19 protein-coding genes are annotated in these 24067 nt (G+C 71.1%); 9 read left to right on the top strand and 10 right to left on the bottom strand.

Features of this window, described 5'->3' with window-relative positions:
• Positions 1-165 precede the first annotated feature (165 nt).
• Positions 166-5175 (bottom strand): ATP-dependent helicase, encoded by a 5010-nt coding sequence (locus BLR04_RS02860; RefSeq protein WP_090759189.1) that lies wholly within the window; start codon positions 5173-5175, stop codon positions 166-168.
• A gap of 86 nt (positions 5176-5261) precedes the next feature.
• On the opposite strand from BLR04_RS02860, the gene BLR04_RS02855 reads away from it, so the two are divergent.
• Both BLR04_RS02855 and BLR04_RS02850 read left to right on the top strand, forming a co-directional pair.
• Complete coding sequence (locus BLR04_RS02855) at positions 5262-5750, top strand: VOC family protein (protein ID WP_090759187.1); 489 nt, start codon at positions 5262-5264, stop codon at positions 5748-5750.
• Between the two features lie 241 nt (positions 5751-5991).
• Positions 5992-6186 (top strand): DUF3046 domain-containing protein, encoded by a 195-nt coding sequence (locus BLR04_RS02850; protein WP_090759185.1) that lies wholly within the window; start codon positions 5992-5994, stop codon positions 6184-6186.
• A gap of 10 nt (positions 6187-6196) precedes the next feature.
• On the opposite strand, the gene BLR04_RS02845 is transcribed toward BLR04_RS02850, so the two are convergent.
• Positions 6197-6472 (bottom strand): hypothetical protein, encoded by a 276-nt coding sequence (locus BLR04_RS02845; RefSeq protein WP_090759183.1) that lies wholly within the window; start codon positions 6470-6472, stop codon positions 6197-6199.
• 263 nt (positions 6473-6735) lie between these two features.
• On the opposite strand from BLR04_RS02845, the gene recA reads away from it, so the two are divergent.
• The 3 genes from recA to rny all read left to right on the top strand — a co-directional run bounded on the left by recA (position 6736) and on the right by rny (position 11717).
• Positions 6736-7824, top strand: coding sequence for a recombinase RecA (gene recA, locus BLR04_RS02840; RefSeq protein WP_090759181.1), 1089 nt, complete (start codon positions 6736-6738; stop codon positions 7822-7824).
• A 971-nt stretch (positions 7825-8795) separates the two neighbouring features.
• The gene (locus BLR04_RS02835; RefSeq protein WP_218128696.1) at positions 8796-9272 is read left to right on the top strand and encodes a regulatory protein RecX; all 477 of its coding nucleotides are present in this window, start codon (positions 8796-8798) and stop codon (positions 9270-9272) included.
• An 828-nt stretch (positions 9273-10100) separates the two neighbouring features.
• Positions 10101-11717 (top strand): ribonuclease Y, encoded by a 1617-nt coding sequence (gene rny, locus BLR04_RS02830; RefSeq protein ID WP_090759179.1) that lies wholly within the window; start codon positions 10101-10103, stop codon positions 11715-11717.
• 262 nt (positions 11718-11979) lie between these two features.
• On the opposite strand, the gene BLR04_RS02825 is transcribed toward rny, so the two are convergent.
• The 6 genes from BLR04_RS02825 to BLR04_RS02800 all read right to left on the bottom strand — a co-directional run bounded on the left by BLR04_RS02825 (position 11980) and on the right by BLR04_RS02800 (position 18193).
• Positions 11980-13893, bottom strand: a complete 1914-nt coding sequence (locus BLR04_RS02825; protein WP_090759178.1) for a S9 family peptidase — start codon at positions 13891-13893, stop codon at positions 11980-11982.
• Positions 13894-13931: 38 nt separating this feature from the next.
• Positions 13932-14774: a glutamate ABC transporter substrate-binding protein gene (locus BLR04_RS02820; RefSeq protein ID WP_245739975.1), complete on the bottom strand. Its 843-nt coding sequence runs from the start codon at positions 14772-14774 to the stop codon at positions 13932-13934.
• 139 nt (positions 14775-14913) lie between these two features.
• Positions 14914-15825 carry an amino acid ABC transporter permease gene (locus BLR04_RS02815; RefSeq protein ID WP_090759174.1) on the bottom strand — a complete coding sequence of 304 codons (912 nt, stop codon included), beginning with the start codon at positions 15823-15825 and terminating at the stop codon, positions 14914-14916.
• Positions 15822-16490, bottom strand: coding sequence for an amino acid ABC transporter permease (locus BLR04_RS02810; RefSeq protein ID WP_090759172.1), 669 nt, complete (start codon positions 16488-16490; stop codon positions 15822-15824). The genes BLR04_RS02815 and BLR04_RS02810 overlap by 4 nt, the downstream gene beginning before the upstream one ends.
• A gap of 56 nt (positions 16491-16546) precedes the next feature.
• Entirely contained in the window at positions 16547-17419 is an 873-nt protein-coding gene (locus BLR04_RS02805; RefSeq protein WP_090759170.1) for a glutamate ABC transporter substrate-binding protein, read from the bottom strand.
• Between the two features lie 18 nt (positions 17420-17437).
• Complete coding sequence (locus BLR04_RS02800; protein WP_090759168.1) at positions 17438-18193, bottom strand: amino acid ABC transporter ATP-binding protein; 756 nt, start codon at positions 18191-18193, stop codon at positions 17438-17440.
• Positions 18194-18331: 138 nt separating this feature from the next.
• Between BLR04_RS02800 and miaB the strand changes: the two genes are divergently transcribed.
• Positions 18332-19828, top strand: a complete 1497-nt coding sequence (miaB, locus tag BLR04_RS02795) for a tRNA (N6-isopentenyl adenosine(37)-C2)-methylthiotransferase MiaB (RefSeq protein WP_090759166.1) — start codon at positions 18332-18334, stop codon at positions 19826-19828.
• Between the two features lie 56 nt (positions 19829-19884).
• Here the strand turns inward: miaB and BLR04_RS02790 are convergent, their stop codons facing one another.
• Positions 19885-20205 carry a hypothetical protein gene (locus BLR04_RS02790; protein WP_090759164.1) on the bottom strand — a complete coding sequence of 107 codons (321 nt, stop codon included), beginning with the start codon at positions 20203-20205 and terminating at the stop codon, positions 19885-19887.
• Between the two features lie 532 nt (positions 20206-20737).
• Here BLR04_RS02790 and BLR04_RS02785 point away from each other — a divergent pair.
• The 3 genes from BLR04_RS02785 (at position 20738) to BLR04_RS02775 (ending at position 23176) form a co-directional block, all read left to right on the top strand.
• Positions 20738-21391 carry a hypothetical protein gene (locus tag BLR04_RS02785; RefSeq protein WP_143021938.1) on the top strand — a complete coding sequence of 218 codons (654 nt, stop codon included), beginning with the start codon at positions 20738-20740 and terminating at the stop codon, positions 21389-21391.
• Between the two features lie 97 nt (positions 21392-21488).
• Positions 21489-22226, top strand: a complete 738-nt coding sequence (locus BLR04_RS02780) for an isocitrate lyase/PEP mutase family protein (protein WP_090759160.1) — start codon at positions 21489-21491, stop codon at positions 22224-22226.
• Positions 22227-22525: 299 nt separating this feature from the next.
• A complete protein-coding gene (locus tag BLR04_RS02775) occupies positions 22526-23176 on the top strand; it encodes a class III extradiol ring-cleavage dioxygenase family protein (protein ID WP_090759158.1) in 651 nt (216 codons plus the stop codon).
• Here BLR04_RS02775 and BLR04_RS02770 read toward each other — a convergent pair.
• The gene (locus BLR04_RS02770; RefSeq protein WP_090759156.1) at positions 23152-24066 is read right to left on the bottom strand and encodes a ribonuclease Z; all 915 of its coding nucleotides are present in this window, start codon (positions 24064-24066) and stop codon (positions 23152-23154) included. The two genes, BLR04_RS02775 and BLR04_RS02770, sit on opposite strands and share 25 nt — an antisense overlap.
• Position 24067: the final 1 nt, after the last annotated feature.

Here is a 24067-nt window from a genome sequence, read left to right as displayed (position 1 = left end):
GCCACAGGCGACGGCGGAGCCGCACGACACGCGAAGCCCCGCGCACGTCCACGGTCACGGTCCGGTAGCCGTCGGCGGCCCGGCACATGCACCGCACGCGGCGGGTCCACCCCCCGGGATCACGCACGCCGTACGTCCGTCGTTCCACTCGGGTGTGTGTTGCGATCAGGCGCGTAGGCGCAGGCCACGAGGTGTGGGGTGGAAGCCGGCCGCCTCCAGTGCCGCCGCCAGCGGGGAGTCGACGATCGGGGCGCCGTCGGCCCGCTCCACCGTCAGTTTGCCCAGCGCCCCGTCACGTACGGCCAGCGCCAGCGCGTCCACAGCGGGCTGCAACCGCTCACCGTCGGTGAACGACAGCAGCGTCTTGCCGCCACGCTCGACGTAGAGCACCAGGTGGCCATCCACGAGCACCACGAGCGAACCGGCTTTCCTCCCAGGCTTGTGCCCGACCTCGCCGGGATGCTGCGGCCATGACAGCGCGGCCCCGTACGGACTGGCAGGGTCAGCCGCCGCCAGCACCACAGCCCGCCTCCCGCCATCACCCGGCCCACCCCTGCGCCGCTCACCACGCCCTTCAGTCACTCCACTTCCGAGCCCGCCACCAGCCCCACTGCCGAACCGGTTTCCGGCCCTGTCGCCAGGCAGCCCGCTTCCGAATCGGTCTCCAGTCCTGTCACCAGACAGGCCGCCTCCGAACCGGCCTTCGGCCCTGTCGCCAGACAACCCGCCTCCGCGCCGATCTCCCGTCCTGTCACCGAATGGGTCACCAGGCCCGCTGCCGAACCGGTCTTCGGGCCTGTCGCCGAATCGGTCACCGAGCCCGCCACCAGGCTCGTTGCCGAACCGGTTCCCGAACCCGTCATCTGCACTGGCACCGGCACCATGCCCGCCACCGGACCGCCCACCCAATGCGTCGCCGAGCGGGTCGTGGGCCTCGTCGCCGTAAGGGGCGTCGTACCCGGCGGCGCCTCCTGGCGGCAGGCCGTAGGCGTCGGGAGCAGCAGGTGAGCTCGCGGGCTGAGAGCCGGGTGCGATGCTCGGGGCCATGGCGCGCATGCGGTCCACCGCCCCCGGCAGCGCGAACTGCGCCCCGCCGAGCCCCTCCACGAAGTAGCCCCGACGGCACCTGCCGCTCTCCTCGTACGCCCGCAACACCTGGTAGATGGGCGTGAACCCGCCAGGCAGCCGCTCGGACGTCACCGCACCCCTGGTCACCACCCCGTGCCGTTCCAGGAGCACCTCAGCCTGTGCGTGCGCCCGCTGGGTGGCGTCGGCGGCCGGCTCGGGCAGCAGCCACCAACGCCCCGCCACGGTCGGCGGCCCGCTCCGGCTCGGCAGCACGGCCCGGCGCCGCCGCGTCACGGACGGCCGGTGCGCGGGCCGTCCGGTGCCGAGCGTCGCGCGCAGCGGCGCCAGCGTGTCGCCCGACACCCGGCCCGCCCACACCAGGTCCCACAGGGCGGACACCAGCGTCGCGTCGTCGAGCGAGCCGGCCAGGTCGGAGAGCCCACGGAAGAACAGCGCCCCGCCCGCGCCGAGCAACTCCAGCACGCGCTCGTGCACCGGCGTCATCGTGATCTCGGCCGGGTCGGGCATCAACAGCGGCGCCGTGTCGGCGAAGTAGAGCGACACCCAGCCGTCGCCACCGGGCAGCGAACCCTGCCCCACCCACATCACCTCGCCCGACGAGGTCAGCTCGTCGAGCAGCGCCGGATGGTATCCGGGCACCCGCGAGGGCAGCACCAGCGTCTCCAGCGCCGAGGCGGGCACCGCGGCGCCCTGCAGTTGCTCGATGGAACGGACCAGCGCGTCCATCGCCCGCGCCGAACCGATCGCCCCCCGCGCCGGCGCACCCCCGTCGGCGCCGGTGATGCCGTGCCAGGCGGGCAGGAACCGGGCGAGCGTCTCCGGGGCGACGGGCTCCACCTCCTTGCGGAGCCGGGCCAGCGACCGGCGGCGCAGCATCCGCAGCACACCCGCGTCGCACCACTCCTCGCCCCGCCCGCCGGGCCGGAACTCGCCGTTGACGACCCGCCCGGTCGCCGCCAGCCGCCGCAGCGTGTCGGTCACCACGGCCACGCCCAGCCCGAACCGGGCGGCGGCCGTCGAGGCGTGGAACGGCCCGCGCGTGCGGGCGTGCCGAGCCACAAGGTCGGCCAGCGGGTCGGGCACCGGCTCCAGGAACACGTGCGGAACCCCCACCGGCGGCGGGACGCCGAGCGCGTCGCGCATGCGGGCCGCGTCCTCGATCGCCGCCCATTGCTCCTGCCCCGCGACGCGCACCCGGATCGCCCGTCGCGCGCGTTCGAGCTCCGCCAGCCAGGCCGGATCGCCCCCGCGTACGCTCACGTCGGGCACCAGCAGCGGACCGTGGGAACGCAGCAGGTCGGCGAGGTCTTCCGCATCGCGCAGCGGCCGGTCGAGCCGGGCCAGCTCGCGCTCGCTGTCGGAGATCACGTCGGGGTCGAGCAGCTCGCGCAGATCGGCCTGGCCGAGCAGCTCCGCCAGCAGCGTCGTGTCGAGCGCCAGGGCCTGCGCGCGGCGCTCGGCCAGCGGTGCGTCGCCCTCGTACATGAAGGCGCCCACGTAGTGGAACAGCAGCGAGGTCGCGAACGGCGAGGCCTGCGAGGTCTCCACCTCCACCACCCGCACCCGGCGCGCGGCGATGTCACGCATGAGCTGCACCAGCCCAGGGACGTCGAAGACGTCCTGCAGGCACTCGCGCATCGTCTCCAGCACGATCGGGAACGACGCGTACTGCGACGCCACGCCCAGCAGGTGTGCGGCCCGCTGTCGTTGCTGCCACAGCGGGCTGCGCCGGCCGGGCACGCGGCGCGGCAGCAGCAGAGCCCGCCCCGCGCACTCGCGGAACCGGGAGGCGAACAGCGCGGAGCCGCCGAGTTCCTCGGTGACGATCTGCTCGATCTCTTCGGCGTCGAACGCCGCCACGTCGGTGGGCGGTTCGGCCAGCGTGTCGGGGATGCGCAGCACGATGCCGTCGTCGGAATGGACGGCCTGCACGTCGAGGCCGTAGCGCTCGTGCAGCCGCCGGTTGATCGCCAGCGCCCACGGGGCGTGCACCCGCGCGCCATAGGGGGAGTGGATCACCACGCGCCAGTCGCCCAGCTCGTCGTGGAAACGCTCGACCAGCAGCGTGCGGTCGTCGGGGACGTAGCCCGTGGCCTCGCGCTGCTCCCGAAGGTAGGCCAGCAGGTTGCCGGCGGCGTACTCGTCGAGCCCGGCCGCCTGGATGCGTTCGGTCGAGTCCTGTTTGGCCTGCTCGCGCAGGAACTGCCCGATCGCCCGCCCGAGCTCGGCCGGGCGGCCGGGCGTGTCGCCGTGCCAGAACGGCAGCTTGCCCGGCTGACCCGGGGCGGGGGAGACGAGCACCCGGTCGGCCGTGATGTCCTCGATGCGCCAGGAGGTCGCGCCCAGCACGAACACGTCGCCCACACGCGACTCGTAGACCATCTCCTCGTCGAGCTCGCCCACCCGGGACGCGCGCTCCCCGACCAGGAACACGCCGAACAGCCCGCGATCGGGGATCGTGCCGCCGTTGGTGACCGCCAGCCGCTGCGCACCGGGACGCCCCCGCAGGGTGCCGGTGACGCGATCCCACACGATGCGCGGGCGCAGCTCGGCGAACTCTTCGCTCGGATAACGCCCGGCCAGCATGTCGAGCGTGGCCTCCAGCGCGCTCCTCGGCAGCGTGGCGTACGGGGCCGCGCGCCTGACCACCGCCTCGAGGTCGTCGACCGTCCACTCGTCGAGCGACGTCATCGCGACGATCTGCTGGGCGAGCACGTCGAGCGGATTGCGCGGATAGCGCAACTCCTCGATCAAGCCGCTCTTCATCCGCTCGGCCACCACCGCCGTCTGCACCAGGTCGCCCCGGTATTTCGGGAAGATGACGCCCTTGGACACCGCGCCCACCTGATGGCCCGCCCGGCCGATGCGCTGCAGCCCGCTGGCCACGCTCGGCGGCGCCTCCACGCAGGCGACCAGGTCGACCGCGCCCATGTCGATGCCGAGCTCCAGGCTGGACGTCGCGACGACGGCGGGCAGCCGGCCGGACTTGAGCGCCTCCTCGATCTGCGCCCGTTCCTCCTTGGACACCGAGCCGTGGTGGGCGCGGACGATCTCCGTCACCACGCCCCTGCTCGCCCCCGCCTGCGCCATCACCTCGGCGGGTGGTCGTTGCGGCGCACCGGTCTCCCAGATCGACAGGTCGACGGCCTCACCGGCCGCGCCCCGGTCGTACGCGAGCTCGTTGAGACGCGTGCACAGCCGCTCGGCCAGCCGCCGCGAGTTGGCGAACACGATCGTGGAGCTGTGGGACTCGATCAGGTCGAACAGGCGCTCTTCGACATGGGGCCAGATCGACCGGTTGGCGGGCTCGGGTGTGAGCTCCTCGCCGTCAGCGGGCGGCCCCGCCTGCATCTCCGTCATGTCTTCGACGGGGACGACGACCTCGACCTCGATCTGCTTGTCGGACGGCGGCTGCACGACCGTGGCGGGCCGCGCCCCGCCCAGGAACGTCGCCACCTCGCTCACCGGCCGGACGGTCGCCGACAGCCCCACCCGCTGCGCCGGCCTGTCGAGCAGCGCGTCGAGCCGTTCGAGGGTGAGGGCGAGGTGGGCGCCGCGCTTGGTGGCCGCGACGGCGTGCACCTCGTCGACGATCACCGTCTCGACCGCGTGCAACGCCTCGCGCGCCTGGCTGGTGAGCAGCAGGAACAGCGACTCAGGGGTGGTGATGAGGATGTCGGACGGCTTGGCCGCGAACCGCCTGCGGTCTTCTGCGGGGGTGTCGCCCGAGCGGATCGCCACCGAGATCTCCGGCACCGGCAGCCCCAGCCGCCGCGCGGTCTGCTTCAGCCCGGCCAGCGGTGCGCGCAGGTTGCGTTCGACGTCGACCGCGAGCGCCTTCAGCGGCGAGACGTAGAGCACGCGGGTGCCCTTCCGCTCGCCGTCGGCGGGGGCGGCGGCCAGCCGGTCGAGCGACCACAGGAACGCCGCCAGCGTCTTGCCCGACCCCGTGGGCGCCACGACGAGCGTGTTGTCGCCGCGCGCGATCGACTCCCACGCCCCCTCCTGGGCGGCCGTGGGAGCCTCGAAGGCGCCGGCGAACCATTGCCTGGTCACCTGGCTGAAGTGGTCGAGCGAGCTCACCAGGCCATACTGCCTCGCGCCACCGACAGAAAACGCTTCGCCCTGGTCGCGGGCGGTTGAGGCAGGGCTCGTGCGGACATACAGCTGCCGTGACGACCGACCGAGCGGCCACCGACGCCCGCCGTACCGACATCAAGCAGCGCCACGTCTTAACGCACCGGCCCTCCAGCAGCGCCCGCGGCCTGCACCACGTGGCCTTGATCTGCTCCGACGCCGAGCGGACCATCAGGTTCTACCAGGAACTCCTGGAGTTCCCGCTCACCGAGGTCATCGAGAACCCCGACCACAGCGGCTCCAGCCGCTTCTTCTTCGACGCCGGCAGCGGCAACCTGCTCGCGTTCGTCGACTTCCCCGGGATCGACCTCGAACCGTACCGCGAGGTGCTGGGAGGGCTCCACCACGTCGTGATCTCGGTCGATCCCGCGACATGGGAGCGGCTGCGCGGGAAGCTGGAGGCGGCCGGCGTGCCGCACCAGGTGGAAAGCGGCGCCTCCCTCCACTTCAAGGACCCCGACGGCGCCCGGCTGGAACTGCTCGCCGACCATCTCGGTGAGATGCACGGCGCACGGGTGCTGTGACCCCTAGCGCCGTGACGGCCTGCGCGTCCGGGGTTTGCCCGCACGGGGTTGCTGTCTGATGCCCGCGTGCCGCTCGGCGCGTTCCGCCTTCTCCTTCTGTACGGCGAGCCGCAGAAGTTTCGATAAGCGGCGGCTTCTGGCTCTGTTCGCCTTCGTCTCAGGCGTCTTCGGGGGTGAAGACTTGGGGGTCTTTGGCATGGGGATGTCCTACCCACCCTCCGGGCGATTCCATACTTGAGCCATGCGCCTGACCGAGTTCTGGAGACGGATGAACGCCCACTTCGGTGAGACGTACGCGGAGTCGTGGGCTCGTGACTACGTGCTGGCCCCCTTGGGCGGGCGCACGGTCGTCCAGGCGCTCGCCGATGGAGAGAACGCCAAGACGGTGTGGCGCGCGGTCTGCCAGGTGGAGGACGTCTCGTCGAAGCTTCGTTGATCAGGCCGGGTCACTCGGGCAGGGCGGGGTCGAGCACCTGGCGCAACGTGGCGGCGGTGCGCTGCGGGTCGTCGGCGGTGTCCTGCCCGTCGGGAGACCACAGGAACTGCCATCCACGGCTCGACGGAGTGGCGAAAATGATCGTCTGGCGGCCCGAGTGGGGGTGCCAGACCCACAGCACCGGATCGTCGCCCCCGACGAGGCGGCCGACCAGCCCGTGCTCGGGGAGCAGCTCGGCGAGGGTCTCCAGCCGTGCGCGCCGTTCCCCGGTGTAGCCGCTCCCCACGTGCCGCCTCCCCGTGTCGCCCTCCAGTGAGTCTCCCCAGCTCACGGAGCCTGACAACACGTCCTGGCGGCCGCTTCCGCCGCCCCTCGGGCGTACGGTGGGAGCCGCCGGTGGTGACCTGCGTGTTCCCGCTGTGATCGAACAGCCGTTCGGCTAGGATGGGCGGAGTCGGCCACGTCTTCCCCGGCTGCGACGAAAAATGTCGGTGGCAGGCCGTAGTTTTCACCCGACTGATTCGACCACGACCCTCAGGGGGAGTTCCCATGGCTATCAACGACCGCGAGAAGGCCCTCGAAACCGCGCTCGCCCAGATCGAGCGGCAGTTCGGCAAGGGCTCTGTCATGAGACTGGGCGACGACGCCCGAGCCCCCATCGAGGTGGTCCCCACCGGGTCGATCTCCCTCGACGTCGCCCTCGGCATCGGCGGCCTCCCGCGCGGGCGCATCGTCGAGATCTACGGCCCCGAGTCCTCCGGTAAGACCACCATCGCCCTGCACGCGGTGGCCAACGCCCAGCGGGCCGGCGGCATCGCCGCGTTCATCGACGCCGAGCACGCCCTCGACCCCGAGTACGCCAAGAAGCTCGGCGTCGACACCGACGCCCTGCTGGTCTCCCAGCCCGACACCGGTGAGCAGGCGCTCGAGATCGCCGACATGCTGATCAGGTCCGGCGCCGTCGACATCATCGTCATCGACTCGGTGGCGGCCCTGGTGCCCAAGGCCGAGATCGAGGGCGAGATGGGCGACAGCCACGTCGGCCTCCAGGCCAGGCTCATGTCCCAGGCCCTGCGCAAGATCGCCGGTGCCCTCAACAGCACCGGCACCACCGCGATCTTCATCAACCAGCTCCGCGAGAAGATCGGCGTCATGTTCGGCAGCCCCGAGACCACGACCGGTGGTAAGGCGCTGAAGTTCTACGCCTCCGTCCGGATGGACATCCGCCGTATCGAGACGCTCAAGGACGGCACCGAGGCGGTCGGCAACCGCACCCGGGTCAAGGTCGTCAAGAACAAGATGGCCCCGCCCTTCCGCGTCGCCGACTTCGACATCCTCTACGGGGTGGGCATCTCCCGCGAGGGCGGCCTCATCGACATGGGCGTGGAGCACGGCTTCGTCCGTAAGTCCGGCGCCTGGTACACGTACGAGGGCGACCAGCTCGGCCAGGGCAAGGAGAACGCCCGTAACTTCCTGAAGAACCACCCCGACATGGCCAACGAGATCGAGAAGAAGATCAAGGACAAGCTGGGCGTGGGCCCGCGTGTCGACGCTCCCGCCGAGGCCGCCCCGGCTCCGGCGCCGGCAACCTCCTCCGGCCGTGGCTCGAAGTCCACGCCGAAGCCGGGTGACGTCTGATCGCCTGACGCATGAGCAGCACAGACCGCCCACAGTCCCCCCGCCTCCCCGACCGGGGCGGCGTCCCATCCCCCGCAGCAGGCGGGCGCGACCTGGCTCGATCGTCCGTGGACGGCTGGCCGTCGGCAGACGAGTGGCGCGAACAACGCATTCGCATGCGAGCGGAGGCGTCCGCCGCCACTTCCGAAGAGCCGTCGCCCGCCGCCCCTTCCGATAAGCCGTCGCCCGCCCTCGCTGCTGACCCGGAAGAGGTAGATGCGGTGGCCTTCGTTGGGGCCGGGACGGCCTCGCCTGAGGCGGCATCAGCTGGCCCGGGCGGCGACGAGGTCGCGGACGATCCCTCCGGACGTGAGCCTGCGGAAGGCGACGGCGCGCGTCCGGGAAGCGACTGGCATTCCGAGGTCCTGGCCGGCAGCAGCTGGTTCGCGGCCGATGCCGATCACGCCACCGGCCAGGGCGACGACGAGCCAGGCAGGGCAGGTGCGGAGAGTCGGCCGAGATCATCCGGCGGGCGCGTGCGGGCTCGCGACGGCAGGCGTCGCGTGGGCGGGCGCGCGGCCGACGATGTCGGTACGGATGCTGATGACAGCGCGAGGCGTACGACGTGGGGACGCTCTGCGGCAGGTGAGTTCCTGGCAGAGGGGCGTTCCACCGCAGGGGAGGTTCCCCGGGAAGGGGAGGGGTTCCTCGCTGACGACCCTTTCCGGGCCGAGGGCCGTTCCCGGGCGGAAGGGCGCTCCCGTGCTGAGGGCCGTTCCAGGGCCGGTGGGCGGTCCCGATCGGGGCGTTCTCGGGCTGAGGGGCGTTCCACCCCCGAGGATGTTGCAGGGGAGGGATTCCGTGAAGGGGAGGGGTTCCTGGCTGAGGGGGGTTCCCGGGCGGGGCGTTCTTGGGTAGAGGGGCGTGCCGGAGCGGGAGGGGCCAGAGCCGAACGGCGGCCGCGCTCCGGTGGTGAGGCGGACCCGGAGGCCGTGGCGCGGAACATCTGCTTGCGGCTGCTGACGATGGCCCCGAAGACGCGTGCCCAGCTCGCCGAGGCGTTGCGCAAGAGGGACGTGCCGGAGGAGGTCGCGGAGGCGGTGCTCGGCCGGTTCTCGGAGCTCGGCCTGATCGACGACGAGGCGTTCGCGGCGGCCTGGGTCGATTCCCGGCACCACGGGCGAGGGCTGGCGAAGCGAGCCCTGGCGGCTGAGTTGCGCCGTCGGGGTGTCGACAACGAGACCGTCAGCGAAGCGGTGGAGCGGTTGGATCCCGACCAGGAAGTGGAGACAGCCCGGCGGCTGGTCGAACGCAAACTCGCCGCCACCCGATCCCTCGACCCGAAGGTCCGCACACGCCGCCTTGCGGGCATGCTCGCCCGCAAGGGCTACCCATCCGGCCTGGCCTTCCGCGTCATTCGTGAGGCATTGGAACAAGAGGGCATCGAAATGGAAGAGGACTTCGAATAAGCGATTGCCGTTGCTAGCAGGGGCCTCGCCCTCGGCGCCCGCGCTGGGGGAAGTTCGTTGCCGCCCGCTGCTCTTCCCTCAACGTCGATGGGCCGCTTCTCCCGCTCGGTGAGGGTCCGCAACGTGGGCCGCAGGTCGCTACGCCGATGCGTACCGCTTCTCCTGTTTGGTGAGGGTCCGCAATGTGGTGGCGGTGGGTTGCGTTGCGAGCTGTGGCCGCCCGGCTGAGGTGTGACGCCGTCGCGCCCTATGGACGGCGGCCCGGCCCTCGGTGCGTGAGTTCGGCGTTTTCGCTGCGTGTTTTGGGTGCTTCTGGGCTGGCTATGGGTCTTTAGGTTGTTTCGAGATGTGCTTGGTCGGTCTTTGGTTTGCCCTTCGAAAGGTCGCTCGGGGTGAGGGTGTGGGCGCGAAATGAGTGGTGTGGGCGGGGAGTGGTGTCGTACAGGGGATGTCGGGGTTTGGTGGGGGCCGTCGGTGGTGTTTTTGGTGCTGTCGGGGGATATCGGGCGTAAAGGTGGGAGTCAAGTACGTTAGACACGCTTGATAACCCGTTTGCTTGCTCGTGACCTGTTCGACGCATAACCTCGACGGCAGTGAGGAGTTACTCCGCGCAGCGCGGATTGCCATACCGGTGAACGACGGACGAGTGAGCTTGGTTGACCGAGGCGGGCGAGGTGTCGGCTTTCACGGCCGAGGCCGGGTTCGGTCTTGGTCTGGCACCGATTCCGGCGATGACGCCGACCGGGATGTCCGCGGCGCGCCTGTGACCCCTCCTGTTCTTGTGGTCGCGTTATGACCTGTTGACGACGCGAGGAGGGCGGGGCGCACATGGGGCCGCTGGTCGTGGTGCTGATGGTGGCGGTGCTCGTGCTCACGTTCGGGATGATCGTCGCCCTTCTCGTCGTCGTACGGCGCACCTCGGGTGGCGTGCCGGGTCCGGCCGAACCGTCCCCCGAGCAGTTGGAAGCCGTCCACGAGGAGCTTGAGCAGGCGCGTGAGGAGGCGCTGGAGATCCGCAGCAAGGCGGAGTCCGACGCCGAGGAGATCCTGCGCAGGTCGGCGGGCGCGGCCGAGAGCGCCGCGCAGCTGCGGAGAGAGGTCGAGGAGGAGAGCCGCACCCTCAAGTCCGAGCTCAAGGAGCTACGGGCCGACCTCGAACGCCGTGAGGCCCGACTGGCCGAGCGTGAGCAGCGGCTCGACGAAGAGGCCCGGCGGCAGTCCGAACGCGACAGGAAGCTGGCCGAGACCGAGATCGAACTGGCCGGGCGCCGCGAGGAGCTGCTGCAGGCAGAGGAGGAGCGGCGGGCCGTCCTGCAGCGGGTGGCCGGGCTCACCGCCGACCAGGCCAAGGCAGAGCTGGTCAGGGAGATCGAGTACCAGGCCAAGCGTGAGGCCGCGCTGATCATCAGGGAGATCGAGGGCGAAGCCCGCAAGGAGGGCGAGAAGCGGGCCACGAAGATCGTGACGCTCGCGGTGCAGCGGCTGGCGGCGGAGCAGACGGCCGAGTCGGTCGTCAGCGTGCTGCATCTGCCCGGCGACGAGATGAAGGGGCGCATCATCGGGCGTGAGGGGCGCAACATCCGCGCCTTCGAGTCCACGACCGGGGTGAACCTCATCATCGATGACACGCCCGAGGCGGTGTTGCTGTCGTGCTTCGACCCGGTCCGCAGGGAGACGGCGCGGCTCACGCTGGAGAAGCTGGTGCTCGACGGCCGCATCCATCCGCAGCGCATCGAGGAGGCGTACGACCGCAGCCGCCAGGAGGTGCAGGACCTGTGCGCGCGGGCAGGCGAGGACGCGCTCGTCGAGCTGGGCATCACCGACATGCACCCCGAGCTGACGCTGCTGCTGGGGCAACTGCGCTACCGCACCTCGTACGGGCAGAACGTGCTCAGGCACCTCGTCGAGTCCGCCCATATCGCCGGCATCATGGCGGCGGAGCTGAAGCTGGACGTGCCGCTGCTGAAGCGCTGTGCCCTGCTCCACGACATCGGCAAGGCGCTCACGCACGAGGTCGAGGGCAGCCATGCCCTGATCGGCGCCGAGATCGCCCGTCGCTACGGCGAGGAGGAGGACGTGGTGCACGCCATCGAGGCGCACCACAACGAGGTCGAGGTCCGTACCGTCGAAGCGGTGCTCACCCAGGCCGCCGACGCGATCAGCGGCAGCCGTCCTGGCGCTCGGCGGGAGTCCCTGGAGGCGTACGTCAAGCGGTTGGAGCGGCTGGAGCAGATCGCGCAGTCGTACGAGGGCGTGGACAAGGTGTTCGCCATGCAGGCCGGACGGGAGATCCGCGTCATGGTCAGGCCTGACGCGATCGACGACATCCAGGCGCAGGTGATCGCCCGCGACGTGGCCAAGCAGGTGGAGGAGGAGCTCACCTATCCGGGTCAGATTCGCATCACGGTGGTCCGGGAGTCGAGGGCCACGGAGTTCGCCCGCTAGCCACCCGCGCCGGACGAGCCGGGCGGGAATCAGCTGTGCAGACTCGGGCGGAGTCGGCTGGGCGAACTCGGTCGAGCTGGGCTGGGTGGGCTCGGCTGGGTCGGGTGGGCGGGACTCGGTCGGCATGGGCTGGGTGGGCACGCCGCCCCTACGCCGCCACGCCCGGCGGCGAGGTGGTCTGCGCCAACCTGAAGGACCAGCGGCTGTACCTCCTCGGTCGCTCGGTTGGAGTCGGGGAGTGCCAGGGGCGGGGTTCTTGGCGTCAGAAGATCTGCTGGTAGAAGGCCAGTTCGGCGGCCAGGGCGGCGGCACGGGTCTCCGTGCGGCGGAAGCCGTGCGACTCGCCCTCGAAGGCGAGGTACGTGCACGGTACGCCGCGGTCGGACAGCGCCTCGGCGAACGCCTCCGACTGCTCCGGCGGCACGACGGGGTCGTCGAGTCCCTGCAGGAGCAGCATGGGGCAGGTCACGCCGTCGACCAGGTTGAGGGGTTCGCGGCCGGCGTACACCTGCGCGTTCTCCGGCCCCACCAGCCACTCGACGTAGCGCGACTCGAAGTCGTGGGTGTGGGCGGCCAGCGGGGCGAGCGCACTGACACCGTAGTAGGAGACGCCCCCGGCGAACGCGTCGGAGCGGCAGCAGGCCGCCATCACGGTCCAGCCGCCGGCACTGCCGCCGCGTACGGCGATCTTCGTGGGATCGGCGAGTCCTTCTGCGGCCAGCCAGCGGGCGGCGGCGACGACGTCCTCGACGTCGACCACGCCCCACTGGCCTTTCAGCCGTTCGCGGTAGGCACGGCCGTAGCCGGTGGAGCCGCCGTAGTTGACGTCGAGCACGCCGATGCCTCGCGAGGTGAGGAACGCCTTCTCCAGGTCGAGGCCGGTGGTGGCGTGTCCGGTGGGCCCGCCGTGCACGAAGATCACGTAGGGCGACTTGCCCTCCTCGACGGCCGCGGCGTACGGCGGGTAGCGGAACGCGTGGATCTCCCCCCGCTCAAGCTCTTCAGACGCGGCAGTCACGTCGTGCGCGGGCCGTCGGAGCTCCACGCGGCCCGCCGGCGCGCGGTCTTCGGGTGTGCGGTCGCCGGTGCGGAGGATGCGTACGGATGTGGCGGGTGGGAGGTAGGCCGGATCGGGGAGCGCGACGAGGGGGGTGTTGAGGGTGTGGTGCGTGGCGGTGGTCGTGTCGACGGTCACCACCGAGCGTGGGGCCGTGGGCGCGTACGCGATGCCGACGACCGACGTTCCGGCGGCGGTCAGGGACGCGTCCCAGCCGGAGTAGGGCAGGTCGAGGTCGGTGAGCGAGCCCGACGCGGGGTCGAGGACGCCGAGTCGCAGGTCGCCGCGGCCGTGCAGGACCGCGAGCCGCCCGTCGGGCAGCACGGTGTACGGGGCCCCGCCCAGCGTCCAGGGCGGCGAGGTGAACTCCTCCTCCGCCGGGTGCAGCGCGCGCAGGCCGTCACCGTGCAGGCCGATCTCGTACAGGTTCCACCAGCCGGAGGCGTCGGAGATCAGGTAGAGGCCGGCGTCGCCGTTCCAGGCCGGGGCCAGCACCGACTCGGACGGGCCGCCCTTGAGGGTCCGCGAGCCGCCGCCGTCGAGGGACAGGACGCGCAGCTCGGTGCCGTCCCAGGGCATGCGGGGGTGGTTCCAGCAGACGTACGCGAGGTGCCGCCCGTCGGGGGAGAGCGAGGGGGAGGCGTAGAAATCGGACCCGGTCACCCGTTCGCGCACGTCGCCGCCGTCGAGCGGGACCGACACGATCGCCCGGCTCACCCTGCCGCCGTTGCCGTGGTGTTCGCGCACGCACCACACCTGGCCGTCGCGCACCAGCAGGTCGGCGTAGCGGGAGCCTTCGGGCGTGAGCGGGCGCGGTTCGCTGTCGTCGCCGAGGAGGTACAGCCGCTGGTCCTTCAGGTTGGCGAAGACCACCTCGCCGCCGGGCGTGACGGCGTAGGGGCGGCCGCCGTACTCGTGCACCCGGGTGCGCGCCGACCACGGGGCGGGCAGCAGCTCGCGGACGCCGTCGGGGCCGCTGCGCATGATGGTGGTGCGTCCGCCCTCGTCGGGGCGGTCCTCTGCCCACCACACCCGTCCGTCGCGGGCCGTGGGCCAGGCCGGGCGCGTGCCGGAGCTTGCCACGTCTGTCGTGGTGATGGGGGAGGGCCAGAAGGGCATACTCGCATCCTGCCCGAAGATCCGGGGGAACGCGGGGGTCAGCGGCAGCTCCGGAGGCGGGGCATGGACGTGGGCAGGTCGAGCCCAGTCTTGCCGAACCATTTGCGCAGCAGCCGCGTCGCGGTGCCGTCCCGCCACATGCTGGTGATCGCCTGGTTGACGGCCTCGCAGGTGGCGAGGTCGCCCTTCCTGATGCCGACGCCGTAGTACTCGATGGAGACGGGGTCGTTGAGCAGCCGGAACTTGCCCGGATCCTGGTCGGCGTACCCCGCGAGCACGAAGCTCTCGGTGCTGACCGCGTCGAGCCGGCCGGCGGCGAGCTTGCGTACGCAGTCGGAGTAGTTGCTGGCCTTGACGAGCGTGGCCGGCAGGTCCAGCAGGCCGTCGGGCGGCGGGTCGGTGATGCGCCGGTAGGAGTTGGAACCCTCGGCCAGGCAGATGCGCTTGCCCGCGAGGTCGGACGTGCTGGTGATGCGGCGGTCGTCGGCGCGCACCAGCGTGTCCTGAGGGCTGATCACGTACGGGCCCGCGAACGTCACCCGCGTCGTGCGGGCGGGCGTGATGCTGTAGGAGGCGACGACCAGGTCGACGGTGCCGTTCTGGAGCAACGCCTCACGCTGCGACGACGCGGACTCGCGCCAGGTGATCTTGACCTGGCCGCCGGCGAGGCGGCCGACGATGTAGCGGGCGACGTCCACGTCGAAGCCCTGCGGCGCGGAGAAGCCCGCTTTCCAGCCGATGCCCGGCTGGTCCCACTTGGTGCCGATCACGGCCGTGCGGGTGTGTCTGATCTTCTCGGCGGCGGAAGTGTACGAGGTGACGTCGTCGCACGCCGACAGGGCCAGCACCATGACGAGTCCCGCGTACGCAGCCCCCCGCATGCCTCCCCGACCTCTCATCTTGCGGGCAGGCTACCCACCGGTGACATCCGGAAAGTTCGCCATAAAGAAGGCAAGGGTCTTTTTTGGGGAAATATGGACGTTCGGGGCGGCGGGCGAAGTCTGCCCACCGCCCCTACGGTCAGTCGGCGCCGCTGTCGGGGGGGACGCCCCCGCCCTTGGCTCCCAGGCCCGCCGCCACGCCCGCGGCGTTGGGCGGCGCGACCGGGGCGGCGGCGGTCTTGCGACTGCGCCGGCTGCGGCCTTCGAGCCACGTGGCGAAGTAGCTCAGCGCCATGTTGAGCGCCACGTAGATGATGCCGATGACGATGGCCGCCGGGATCAGCGAGCCGAAGAACACCGCCGGCAGGATCTTGAACCCGGTGTTGAGCAGGTCGACGTAGGCGATGATGTAGCCGAGCGCGGTGTCCTTGAGCAACACCACGAGCTGGCTGACGATCGCCGGCATCATCGCCGTGACGGCCTGCGGCAGCAGCACCAGCCGCATCACCTGGTTCTTGCGCATGCCCACCGCGTACGCGGCCTCGGACTGCCCCTTGGCCACCGACAGCACGCCGGCCCTGACGACCTCCGCCAGCACCGAGCCGTTGTAGAGCATCAGGCCGAGGACGACCGCCATGAACGCGTAGTCGCCGCCGCCCATGAGCATCGGGGCCAGGTAGAAGATGAAGAAGATCAGCAGCAGCAGCGGGATCGAGCGGAACACCTCGACCACCGCGCCGGCCGGGATGCGGACCCAGGCGTGGTCGGAGAGCCGCGCCAGGCCGAACACCGCGCCGAAGACCAGCGCGAGCACCGCGGCGACGGCCGCCGCCTCGAGCGTGCCGATGAGGCCCGGGATGATGTACAGCTCCCAGGTGTGCCACTCGAGGAACGGCTGCCAGATCTTGCCTTCCCACTGGCCCTTGGCGTCGAAGCCGGTGTAGATGCCGTACAGGACGGCCGCGACGAGCAGGACGCCGATGACGGTGAGCGCGTGGTTGCGCAGCCGTCCGCGGGGCCCGGGGGCGTCGAAGAGGACGGAGGCGCTCATCGGGCCACCGCCAGACGCCGCGACAGCCAGCCGGTGAAGAAGCCGATCGGCATGGTCAGCACCATGAAACCGACCACGATGCCGAGGAAGATCGGGATGGACGCGCCGGTCGTGTCGAACGCCTCCTTCATCTCGGCCGCCGAGTCGGCGACGAAACCGCCCGCGGTCGCGACCGTGGTGTTCTTGATCATGGCGATCATGACGCTGCCGAGCGGCGCCACGACCGTGCGGAACGCCTGCGGCAAGATGATCATCCGCAGGGACTGCATGAACGTCAGCCCGATCGCGCGGGCGGCCTCGGCCTGGCCCAGGGGAACGGTGTTGATGCCCGCGCGCAGCGCCTCGCACACGAACGCCGCGGTGTAGGCCGACAGGCCCATCGCGACGATCCAGAACGAGTTGGTCCGCGGCGTCTCGGAGAAGACCAGGCCGAGCTGGTCGCTCAGGCCCAGCGCCGAGAACGCCAGCACCAGCGTGAGCGGAGTGTTACGCACCACGTTGACGTAGACGGTGCCGGCCGCGCGCAGGACCGGCGTGGGGGACACCCGCATCGCCACCAGGATCGTGCCGAGGATCAAGGAGGCGACCGCGGCCACGAGCGAGAGTTTGACGTTGTTCAGGAACCCCTCGGCGAGGTTGGGGCCGTACGTGATTAGGTCGTCCATCGTGCTCCACCACATAGAGCGGCGGCGGCCGGTGCTCCGGCCGCCGCCTCAGGTGATCAGGCGCAGCCCTCGGCCGTCGGGGCGGTCTCCGACACCTTCAGACCCTGGATGCCGCCGAACCACTTCTCGAGCAGCGTCTTCATGGTGCCGTCGTCCCACAGGGCCTTCACCGCGGTGTTGACGGCCTCGCAGGTCTTGGTGTCGCCCTTCTTCAGGCCGACGCCGTACTTCTCGTCGGTGAAGCCCTGGCCGAGCACCTTGAAGTTGCCGCCGGCCTGCTTGGCGAAGCCCGCCAGGATCAGGTCGTCGGTGGTGACCGCGTCGAGGTTGCTGCCGTTGAGCTTCTGCACGCACTCGGAGTAGTTGGCCGCGTCGACGGTGGAGGCGTCGAGGTCGAGCTCGCCGTCCGGGGGCGGGTCGGTGATGCGCCGGTAGGAGTTGGAGCCGGCGGCCTTGCAGATGCGCTTGCCCACGAGGTCCTGCGGGGCGTTGATGGAGGTGTCGTCCGCGCGGACCATCACGTCCTGGTGAGCCACCACGTACGGGCCACCGAAGGTGACCTTCTGCTTGCGCTCCTCGGTGATGGAGTACGTGGCGAAGATGATGTCGACCGTGCCGTTGGCGAGGAACGGCTCACGGTTGGAGGAGGCCGACTCCTTCCACGTGACCGTGACGTCCTTGCCGCCGTTCATCTGCTTCAGCACGGCCTTGGCCACGTCGACGTCAAAACCTTCGGGCTCGGCGCCCGTCTTGAGGCCCAGGCTCGGCTGGTCCCACTTGGTGCCCACGACGATCGTCGCGCCACCGGCGATCTTGTCGGCCACTGTGGCGTAGTCGCCTCCGCCACCGCTGCCGCCGCTGCCGCAGGCGGCCAGGCCGGCGGCCAGAGCCGCCATCGAGAGCACTGCTCCCACTCGACGCATGTGCATGTGTACCTGCCTCAATCTTCAGTGCGTGAGGATCTTCGAAAGGAAGTCACGCGCTCGGTCGGTCTGCGCGTTGGTGAAGAACTCGTCGGGGGTGTTCTCCTCCACGATCTGGCCGTCGGCCATGAAGACCACGCGGTTGGCGGCTCGCCGGGCGAACCCCATCTCGTGTGTGACGACCATCATGGTCATCCCGTCACGCGCCAGCCCGATCATGACATCGAGCACCTCCTGCACCATCTCGGGGTCAAGTGCGGAGGTCGGCTCGTCGAACAGGATCATTTTCGGTTCCATGGCCAGCGCTCTCGCGATCGCGACGCGCTGCTGCTGACCGCCGGAGAGCTGGGCCGGGTACTTGTCAGCCTGCGCCGCGATGCCCACCCGTTCGAGCAGTTCCATCGCCCGCTTGTCGGCGGCGTCCTTCGCGGTGCCGCGCACCTTGATGGGGCCGAGGGTGACGTTCTGCCGGATGGTCTTGTGAGCGAAGAGGTTGAACGACTGGAAGACCATGCCGACCTCGGACCGCAACCTGGCCAACGCCTTGCCTTCGGCGGGCAGGACCTTCCCGTCGAAGATGATCTGCCCGTCGCTGATCGTCTCCAGCCGGTTGATCGTGCGGCACAGCGTGGACTTACCGCCGCCGGAAGGGCCGATGACGACCAGGACCTCGCCACGGGAGACCGTCAGGTTGATGTCCTTCAGGACGTGGAGCGACCCGAAGTGCTTGTTGACGTTCTCCAACCGAACGAGGGGAGTGGCGTCTCCGTTCTCCGTCATGGAACGAAACGGTAGAGGGCGTTAAGACGCTGGTCACTAACCGAGCGGTACCGATCCGATCACATCGGGCCACCAAGCTGGCCTTTTGGAACGGTGAGGGTCGTCCCAAGCCCGACTGCGACTACCCTTGAACCTGCCATGACTGTGACCCAGGAGGGCGCCCGCACCTACGAAGTGCGCACATACGGGTGCCAGATGAACGTGCACGACTCCGAGCGGCTGTCGGGCCTGCTCGAGGACGCCGGTTACGTCCCCGCCGCCGACGGTGACACGGCCGACGTGGTCGTGTTCAACACGTGCGCCGTGCGGGAGAACGCCGACAACCGCCTGTACGGCAACCTCGGCCATCTTCGCCCCGCCAAGGTGCGCAACCCCGGCATGCAGATCGCCGTGGGCGGCTGCCTGGCGCAGAAGGACCAGGGCGAGATCGTCCGCAAGGCGCCGTGGGTCGACGTGGTGTTCGGCACCCACAACATCGGCTCGCTGCCGGTGCTGCTGGAGCGGGCCCGCATCGAGGGCGAGGCGCAGGTCGAGCTGAAAGAGTCGCTCGAGACCTTCCCCTCGACGCTGCCCACCAGGCGCGAGTCGCCGTACGCCGCCTGGGTGGCCATCTCGGTCGGGTGCAACAACACCTGCACGTTCTGCATCGTGCCGTCGCTGCGTGGCAAGGAGAAGGACCGCCGTCCCGGCGACGTCCTCTCCGAGGTCCGCACGCTGGTCGAGCAGGGCGTCCTCGAGGTGACGCTGCTCGGCCAGAACGTCAACACCTACGGCGTCGAGTTCGGCGACCGGCTGGCGTTCGGCAAGCTGCTGCGCGCCTGCGGCGACATCGACGGCCTCGAGCGGGTGCGGTTCACCTCGCCCCACCCCGCCGCCTTCACCGACGACGTGATCGCCGCCATGGCCGAGACACCCAACGTCATGCACCAGCTGCACATGCCGCTGCAGTCGGGCTCCGACCGCGTGCTGCGCGCCATGCGGCGCTCCTACCGCGCCGAGCGCTACCTCGGCATCATCGAGCGCGTACGCGCCGCGATGCCCGACGCCGCCATCTCGACCGACATCATCGTGGGCTTCCCCGGCGAGACCGAGGACGACTTCCAGCAGACGCTGGAGGTGGTCCGGCAGAGCCGGTTCGCCAACGCCTTCACGTTCCAGTACTCCATCCGGCCGGGCACGCCCGCGGCCACCATGGACGACCAGGTGCCCAAGGAGGTCGTGCAGGAGCGCTACGAGCGGCTCGTGGCCCTGCAGGAGGAGATTTCCTGGGAGGAGAACAAGAAGCAGGTCGGCCGCACGCTGGAGGTCCTGGTCGCCGAGGGCGAGGGGCGCAAGGACGAGGCCACCAGTCGCCTGTCCGGGCGGGCGCCCGACAACCGCCTCGTGCACTTCGCGGTGGGTGACGCGACGCCGCGGCCGGGCGACATGGTCACGACCGAGGTGACGTACGCCGCGCCGCACCACCTGGTGGCCGACGGGCCGCTGCTCGCGGTCCGGCGCACGCGGGCCGGCGACGCCTGGGAGGCGCGTCAGGGCAAGAGCGCCCCGCAGGGCGCGGGCGTCCTGCTGGGCATGCCCGCCATCGGGCGTCCTGAGCCGTCCACCGTGGTGGTGGACGGCTGCTCGGCCCACTGACACGTGCTGCGAGGGCGGTCTCCGGGTTCCCGGGGCCGCCCTTCGTCGTGCCGGGGTCAGCGCGTGAGGCGCTCCAGGAACGTGTGACAGGCGCCGCGGCGGAAGTCGTGGAACGTGGCGCACGGATCGGGGAGACCCCGGCGCGGCAGCGTCCGTGGCCGTACGGCGCGGCGCTCGTCGCGGGCGGGGCGCTCCTGCACGGTGCGGCGCTCGGCGTCGCGGGGACGCTCGCGCACCGACGGCGGTTCTGGGGAGCCCTGCGGGCGGGGAACGGGCGGACGGTCCTTCAGCGGCCGCGCGGGGCGCCGCCCGTCGTCCGCCCTCGGCGCGACCACCGGCTCCGCCGCCACGGACGGGACGACGGCGACCGGCGGCACCGGCCTGATCCATGGGCCCAGGGTGTGAGGCCGCCCGGGCCACGGGGGCGGCAGCGGACCCCGTACCAGGTCCGGGGTGGGCGCGGCCGGGACGGCGAGCGCCCGAGCCGTGGGCGTGGTCTCGGGGAGTGCCCGAGCCGAGGGCGCTGTCTCGGCGAGCGCCCGCGTCGGAGGTGCGGCCTGGCGGGTCGCGGTCGGTGTCCATTCCGGCGCTGACAGCGGCCTCGCCGGTGATTTGGAGATCGGGAGAAACGGAGTTTCCTGATCGATTTCCGGTGATCTTTCGGAGGAACGTTCCGGGGAGCCGTTGAATGCCAGGAATATCCCGAGCATCGCGGTGACGAGTACCCCGGCTGCTCCGGCCGCGGGTGCCAGGCGGGCGCGGCTACCTGGGCGAATGGATCTATGGGGGGACAAGTCGTAATTCCTTCGTGATTGTTGTGCGAGCATTCCGCCTTTGCGGCTAGTCTGGTCCATCACCCGCGGAAGCCGGCGAGCTTTCCCCGATACGACCGCAGGGAGCGGCACCACCATGCGAGATCCGATGGACCCCGATCGGCACGAGATCCTGACCGGTCCCGGAGACACTCTTCTCGATCGCCGCACAGAAACCGCGAGGCGCAAGAAGAGCACCAACAAGACCCTCCTCATCGTGCTGGGCGCCTTCCTCGCGGTGCTGGTGGCCGGCGGCGTCGGCTACACGCTCGCCGGCGGCTCCGGGCAGGCGGCCCAGCCCGGCGGCGGCGCTCCGGAGTCCTCGCAGGGCACCGACGACTCAGCAACGGGCGAGGACACGGCCAACTCCACGGGTGACTCCGACGACGCCAAGAACGGCGGCACGGAGAACAACGGCACGGAGAACAACGGCACGGAGAACGACGGCGCGAAGAACGACGGCCTGGGCGGCGATGACGCCACGATGGGCGACGTGACCGACGCCGGGACGGGCGGCGGCGACACCACCGCGGCGAGCGGCTCGAACGGCAAGAACTCCACGGGCTCCTCGGGTTCCACCGGCTCCAAGGGCTCCACCGGCTCCTCGGGCTCCGAGCAGGCCGGCGGCGGCAAGAAGCCGACCACGCCCACCACGAAGCCGTCGCAGCCGACCGACGACGCCCCCGCCGACAACCCCGCCGACGGTCCCGCGGGCGAACTCGCCGGTCAGTGCGCCGTCAGCGGGTGCTGACGTCCCCTCATCGAGCGACGGGGGCCGTCAAGTGGCTTCCCGATAACGGCTGCTATTGGCCCTACGCGCAGGCCACCGCGCTCTCTACCGTCGGGGCATGACGACTGACAGAGCGGCCACGATGCGCGCGCTGCACGTACCGGGAAAACCCCTGGTCCTGCCCAACGTCTGGGACGCCGCCTCGGCCCGCGCCGTACGCGACGCCGGGTTCCCCGCGGTGGCCACCGGCAGCGCCGCCGTCGCGCGCGTGCTCGGCTACGACGACGGCGAACAGACGCCGGTCGCCGAGATGCTGGCCGCCGTCACCAGGGTGGCCAGGGCGGTGGACGTGCCCGTCACCGCCGACCTCGAGCGCGGCTACGGGCTCCGACCGGCCGAGCTCGCCGAACGCCTGGCCGAGACCGGGGCCGTCGGCCTCAACCTCGAGGACACCGACCCGCGCACCGGCGAACTCGTCGACCCGGGCGCGCAGGCGGACTACCTAGCGGGCGTGCGAGCGGCAGGGCCAGAACTGGTGATCAACGCCAGGGTGGACGTCCACGTGCACGGGAACGCCTCGTACGCGGAGACCGTACGGCGGGCACGGCGCTACCTGGAGGCGGGGGCCGACTGCGTGTACCCGATCTTCCTCGCCGACGAGGACGAGATCAGGACGCTGGTCGCCGAGCTGGGCCGGCCGGTCAACATCCTCGCCCGGCCCGGCGCTCCGGACCTGTCCCGGCTCGCGGAGCTGGGGGTGGCCAGGATCAGCTTCGGCAGCGGCATCCACAACCGCGTCCACGCCCACGCCGAAAAACTCCTCGCCGACCTCCACGCGGGCGCCACCCCCTTCTGACCGCCTCTGCGAACGCGCGGGGGCGCGCGCCTCACGAACGCGCGGGACGAGGGTCTCGCGAGTGTGCGGGGCGTGCGCCTTGCGAGCGTGTGGGGCGTGGGTCTCGCGAGTGTGCGGGGCGTGCGGCTTGCGAGCGTGTGGGGCGTGGGTCTCGGGAGTGTGCGGGGCGAGCGCGCAGGGGCACGTGGGGCGTGGGTCTCGTGGACGGGCGGGGTGCGCGTCTCGTGTGGTCCCCGGGGCCGGTTCCGGCGCGGGGCTCGGGTGTGGAGTCGGTTCGCGGGAGTCGTACGCTTGCGCACGTGCTTGTCGCCGCGGCCGTCTGTCCGCCAACCCCGCTGGTCGTGTTCCGGATGCCCGACCTTCGTTCCACCGCCCGCACGGCGATCGCCGCCCTCACCGCGGCGCGGCCCGACGTGCTCATCGTGGTGGGCGGCGCCGAGTCCACGGAGGCGTACGACGGCGCTGCGGCGGGCACCCTGAGTCCCTGGGGCGTGCACCTCACCGCGGGCAGGGGCGAGCCCGTGCTCCCGCTGTCGCTGACCGTGGGGCGCCTGCTCCTGGAGGACTCCGCCCCCGACCGGCTGCGATCGGTGGCCTTCGACGCGTCCGCCGACGACTGCGGGAAGCTGGGGGAGGAGCTCGGGGCGACCGCCGCCCGGGTGGCGCTGCTCGTCATGGCCGACGGGTCGGCCTGCCTCGGCACCCGCGCCCCCGGCCGCTACGACGACGCGGCGGCGCCGTTCAACGCCGGTCTCGGTACCGCGATCGCCGCCGGCGACCCGGCGCCGCTCGCCGCGCTCGACCCGGCTCTGGCCGACCGCCTGTGGGTGAGCGGCCGCGCCGCCCTGCAGGTGCTCGCGGGCGCGGCCGGCGACCGTACGTACGAAGGCCGCCTGCTGGCGGAGACGGCCCCCTACGGGGTCGGCTACTTCGTCGGTACGTGGACCTGACGCCGAGGCACCGGGATCGTCATCAGGTCGCGGGCGAGCAGCACCTCGCCGGCGTAGCTGCGCCGTACCTCCTCGAAGAAAGAAGGTTCGTCGGCGAAGCCGTACCGCTCGGAGAAGTGGGTCAGCACCAGGCGGCGCGCACCCGACTCGGCGGCCACCGCGCCCGCCTCGAACGCCGTCAGGTGCCCGTACTCCTTGGCCAGAGCGCTCTCCGCGGACAGGAACGTCGACTCGATCACCAGCAGGTCGACCCCGTCGGCCAGCTCGTACACGGCGTCGCAGAGCCTGGTGTCCATGATGAACGCCATGCTCTGCCCGGGTCGCGGCGCGCTGCACTGGTCGAGCGTGACCCCGCGGACGGAACCGGTGCGCTGGAGCTCGCCGACCTCCGCGCCGCGGATGCCGTGGGCGGCCAGCCGGTCGGGAAGCATGCGCCGTCCGTCGGGCTCCTGCAGCCGGTAACCGTACGAGTCGACGGGGTGCGACAGGCGGCGCGCGGTCAGCGGACCGACGCCGGCCACGCCGCCGGCGACGGGATGCTCCTCGATGACGTCGGTGTCGACGAACGCGGTCGCGTGCCGCAGCCGCCGCCAGTAGGTCTCGCCGGAGGCGGGGAAGACGGCCCGCACCGGGTGCCTGACCTTGTCGCGGGCGATGCGCTGGACGACGCCCGGCACGCCCAGGCAGTGGTCGCCGTGGAAGTGGGTGACGCAGATCCAGTGGACGTCGTGCGCGCTCAGCCCCGCGAGCGCCATCTGCCGCTGGGTGCCCTCACCCGGGTCGAACAGATAGCCCTGCCCGTCCCATCGCACCAGGTAGCCGTTGTGGTTACGGTGGCGTGTGGGCACCGCGCCGGCGGTGCCGAGGACGACGAGTTCACGCGAGGACATC

The sequence above is a fragment of the Nonomuraea maritima genome, assembly GCF_900100395.1.
Lineage (GTDB): Bacteria > Actinomycetota > Actinomycetes > Streptosporangiales > Streptosporangiaceae > Nonomuraea > Nonomuraea maritima.
This window is presented reverse-complemented; position numbering and strand designations above follow the sequence as displayed.

Bases quoted from the DNA above. Each gene is read 5' to 3' on its own strand.
- recA (WP_090759181.1), top strand. From the start codon at position 6,736: ATGGCTATCAACGACCGCGAGAAGGCCCTCGAAACCGCGCTCGCCCAG.
- BLR04_RS02850 (WP_090759185.1), top strand. From the start codon at position 5,992: ATGCGCCTGACCGAGTTCTGGAGACGGATGAACGCCCACTTCGGTGAG.
- BLR04_RS02825 (WP_090759178.1), bottom strand. From the start codon at position 13,893: ATGCCCTTCTGGCCCTCCCCCATCACCACGACAGACGTGGCAAGCTCC.
- BLR04_RS02780 (WP_090759160.1), top strand. From the start codon at position 21,489: ATGACGACTGACAGAGCGGCCACGATGCGCGCGCTGCACGTACCGGGA.
- BLR04_RS02785 (WP_143021938.1), top strand. From the start codon at position 20,738: ATGCGAGATCCGATGGACCCCGATCGGCACGAGATCCTGACCGGTCCC.
- BLR04_RS02800 (WP_090759168.1), bottom strand. From the start codon at position 18,193: ATGACGGAGAACGGAGACGCCACTCCCCTCGTTCGGTTGGAGAACGTC.
- BLR04_RS02805 (WP_090759170.1), bottom strand. From the start codon at position 17,419: ATGCACATGCGTCGAGTGGGAGCAGTGCTCTCGATGGCGGCTCTGGCC.
- BLR04_RS02815 (WP_090759174.1), bottom strand. From the start codon at position 15,825: ATGAGCGCCTCCGTCCTCTTCGACGCCCCCGGGCCCCGCGGACGGCTG.
- rny (WP_090759179.1), top strand. From the start codon at position 10,101: ATGGGGCCGCTGGTCGTGGTGCTGATGGTGGCGGTGCTCGTGCTCACG.
- miaB (WP_090759166.1), top strand. From the start codon at position 18,332: ATGACTGTGACCCAGGAGGGCGCCCGCACCTACGAAGTGCGCACATAC.
- BLR04_RS02770 (WP_090759156.1), bottom strand. From the start codon at position 24,066: ATGTCCTCGCGTGAACTCGTCGTCCTCGGCACCGCCGGCGCGGTGCCC.
- BLR04_RS02810 (WP_090759172.1), bottom strand. From the start codon at position 16,490: ATGGACGACCTAATCACGTACGGCCCCAACCTCGCCGAGGGGTTCCTG.
- BLR04_RS02820 (WP_245739975.1), bottom strand. From the start codon at position 14,774: ATGCGGGGGGCTGCGTACGCGGGACTCGTCATGGTGCTGGCCCTGTCG.